At 42.5% G+C, this 3,636-nt stretch carries 3 protein-coding genes; all 3 read right to left on the bottom strand.

All coding sequences use genetic code 11. From position 1 onward, the window contains the following. Positions 1–202: 202 nt before the first annotated feature. The 3 genes from L877_RS0111450 to L877_RS0111440 are packed head-to-tail and all read right to left on the bottom strand — an operon-like array spanning position 203 to position 3,342. Positions 203–2,101, bottom strand: coding sequence for a BMP family ABC transporter substrate-binding protein (locus L877_RS0111450; RefSeq protein WP_026836190.1), 1,899 nt, complete (start codon positions 2,099–2,101; stop codon positions 203–205). Positions 2,102–2,156: 55 nt separating this feature from the next. Next, the gene (locus tag L877_RS0111445) at positions 2,157–2,915 is read right to left on the bottom strand and encodes an AIM24 family protein (protein WP_026836189.1); all 759 of its coding nucleotides are present in this window, start codon (positions 2,913–2,915) and stop codon (positions 2,157–2,159) included. Positions 2,916–2,949: 34 nt separating this feature from the next. Then, a complete protein-coding gene (locus tag L877_RS0111440) occupies positions 2,950–3,342 on the bottom strand; it encodes a pyridoxamine 5'-phosphate oxidase family protein (protein ID WP_026836188.1) in 393 nt (130 codons plus the stop codon). Positions 3,343–3,636 lie beyond the last annotated feature (294 nt).

The raw sequence follows: 3,636 nt of genomic DNA, 5'->3' as shown, positions 1-3,636 counted from the left end.
GTTCAGGGGCATGCCAAAACGCGAATCGTAAAATAGGCATGCCCCCAGAGCGACTTCCCAAGTTACCAAGTGGGTTCAGGGGCATGCCAAATTTGAAAAAAAACTGCTCCGCCACCCCCCTGGGCACAACCTCAAAAAGACGGATGAATTGGGCTTTTCGCCCATTCCATCCGTCTTTTTGGGGAAATTCATAACGTTGGTCTTACAATTCTCCCACAATATTCTCATTCATCCATGTCATAGAAACTATATCCTTTGGATCTAGGTTTTCCTTCGACAATTCCAAGGTACGGCGGCTTGAATTGCTGCCTGGGAAACTGCTTTGAATTACTTTATCATCATTTGATCTGATTTCTCCGACAAATGGTGTATAGTCTCCGTTTACAATTGAATTCTTGAAGAAGGAAAGCATCTTAGCTGTTTGATATGGCAAGTTTGGTGCCAAAATATCTACTACTCCTGTTGAGATTCCGAACCAATAGTTTGCTGGGGTTGTATCGTCTAATCGTCCGCCGAGGTCCCAAGTACCCGATAGAACTGACTGAACAATATGAACATAGTAGCGTCCCCAGTTGAAGTAAGGTGCCCCTACATATACATCTTTCTCATCATTTGATACATATATTCCGGGACGTCTTCCGGTTCGGCCTACGGTCGAATACTCGATGTCTGCGTAGACCTTTGATTCAACATTGGCTTCTCCGCTCTCTCCCACCGGCTTGAGAACCACCTTGCAATCTGGTGCCATGGTGGAGACGCCAATGGCAAAGGCATTCAGATCAATTCTACTCATTTGATTAACCTCGCGGACAACGTAGTCGATTTGACTTGCATCGCCCTCTAACAGTGCTCTGTTTGCTGCCAAGACGCCCATCAAGAAAGTCGCCTCATAGAACTTGGCATGATAGCACCTTAGTGATGAGAATGCCTGGCCAACCGAACAATTCAAGAATTTAATATCCGGATTCTTCACTGCTGTCTTCAGCACATCGTCTGACATTGATGGTGAAACTGCAAATATAATTTCATTCTTGTCCTTCACTGCTGCCTCGAGAGCCGATTGTGTGCCACCTAATTGATCCACGTAATATGCGGCAGTCAGAACATTTTCACCGGTCATCTCATCGACGTACAGTCTTCCGGCTTCGTGGCTGTCTACCCAGCGAGATTGCTCGATATCGGCATCATAGATAAATCCAACTCTAAGCGGCGATGAAGCTGTATACTTTTTGGTGCGTGAAAATATTCGCATGATTCCGGCTGACTTGTCGTCATTTTCTCCCTCGCCCGGAGCTTCATCGAGAAATGTAGTGTCATCAGTTTTTCCGCTTGCTATCATCTCATCTCTTGCGAGAATTATATTATTCTTGATTTGCTCATCCGTGCTTTCACTAATGGTTTTGATAGGAAAGATGGATATATAGATGAGAAATGCATTGCTGGCATTTTGATCAACAAAGTACTTTACTTCTTTTTTTAGCACGCGCTCAAATCTGTAATAAGCTGATTTGAGTTCGCTGCATACTTCTTCCGGCCATGGGTCTACTAGATTCTGTCCCAGAAGATCTGCTAGTTTTTCATATGCGCCTGGTTCAGAGAATACCAGCAAAAAGTTGTTTGTTAGATTGTAAAAGTCAAGATACTCATAGTAAACCTGGACTTCTTTCGAGCCGTCCTTCTTGGGAATAATTCTCGTGACATCTGCGAGTATATATTCATTTCCGCCTAATTTTGAGACTGATACTCGCTTATTTCCCTCTTGGACATAGTACTCATTCATGTACTCGTAGACCTTGATGGCATCTCGTATTCCCTCTTCCTTATAGGAATCATACAATGCGGACCACTTGAGAGCAAACTCGGTGTTTGCATCGAATATAGGCATAAAATTGTTGGCAAATGCATTATTTCTTGACTTTTCTTTGTTGCCCTTAATCCTAGAAAGTGGCAATTCCAAAAGTCCCAAACTCACCTGCCCTGCAGTATTGCTGGCATCAATCAGCGCATCTAAAACCGGTAAATACGGTGATTTTCCCGATCTCTTTGCACTTCTAACCGCCTCATCCCCCATTCGCTTCGCTGTTTTGTAATCTTCAATCATACTTTCTCCTACCCCGTAATCCCCCGGGGCATTCCTTTCTGTTCGTCTGCTTATCTCATCCTACCGGCGCAATCAGAATCTTTCCAGTCCCTCTATAAGTATTTACAAATCCTTCACCCGATGCAGCTGATCCAACCAAACTCTTGGTAGTTTTTTCAACTGTAAATTTGAGAGTATCAGACCATGCGATTGCCATGTTTCCGTCAATTTTAACTACATCATTGTCAACTTCAACTTCTATTAATTCTTCCATAGGTACCGGTGATTCAAGAGCAACCACGCCAGAACCTGAAAGTGCAGTATTAAATAGTCCCTCTCCACCAAGCGCTGCAGATGAAAGGGAGTTCCTAGCTACCACACTGAGATTTACTGTGTCATCGCAAGCAAGAAATAGACCGTCCTCGATGACCATTTTACCATTCCACTCCGCCAAATCCTCGAGAATTATATGCTTATATGTTGGCTCGAGAACCAGAGTTCCTGTACCTGTATATCTCGGTTTGATTGCGGACTCACCTGTCACTTTACTTCCTATAGCCTTTTTGAACAGATCTCCTGCGCCCTTTACATTTGTTGCAGCAGTAAGATCTCCAAGCATAAGTTGCATCGCTCCAGCCTGTACCACAACTCCACCGTCGGCTATGTTGGCAACTAATTGACGTTTGCGAACATTCATCTTTGCCGAGAAAAAAGCATTAATTGCAGTGCTCTCTGTCACAGAAACGTCTTTTACATATTCTAAAACTGAGTAAATCCCCTTCTTTTGCGCAATTCTATGTGCCTCAGTATCATTGAAAATATTCGTTCTTATCATGTAATACCTCCTAATTTGCGTTAATAACTACCCCTCAAAAGTTCACGACCTCAGGTTCTTTGGTAAATGAACTGAATGTCGCCGTTGCGTCCTTAATATAGAAAACCTCTGTATTTCCATCATCCGCAGAGTACATAGCCTTCAAATCAGGATAGGCTTCAAGCATTGCTTCACGTGCTTCCATCCTATCATCTTCGACAAATGTTCCGGCTACTCTCAACCATTCTCCATCCTTAAATGCACAAATTTCCGCTTTGGGATTTGCATGTAATTGTTTCGAAACATTTTTCACCTTTCCTGTCTGAATATAGAGTTTTCCCTCAAATTCGTTGATTGTGCCAAATGGTCTGACACGAGGCTGATCGCCCTCAACAGTCGCCAAATAATAAGTCCCAGCCCCTTTTAAAAACTCCAAAACTCTTTGCATGATTTACCTCCAATCTAAATTGAATTTTCAAATATTTACCGTACATAAGATAGTTAGCATTATATCATATTTTTTTTAAAAAAACAACAATGTACGTTTTAAGGGGGTGTTGCACCAGCGGTTGGACGTCTTTTACGGAAAATTTCTTGGATACTCTCTTTTTTGCCGTACCATGCTCTCTTATTCAATCACTCGTTCAGCAATTCTATCTCCATTTACGGAAATTTCTTTGAATTTCTTAGTTTTTTCCGTACTTCTTCTTCTACTTGCATTCTCTGTTCAGCCCTTTTTTTT

The sequence above is a fragment of the Eubacterium xylanophilum ATCC 35991 genome (assembly GCF_000518685.1).
In the GTDB taxonomy this organism is placed as follows: domain Bacteria; phylum Bacillota; class Clostridia; order Lachnospirales; family Lachnospiraceae; genus Eubacterium_F; species Eubacterium_F xylanophilum.
The sequence above is the reverse complement of the archived record's forward strand: the minus strand, read 5'-3'. Positions and strand labels throughout refer to the sequence as shown.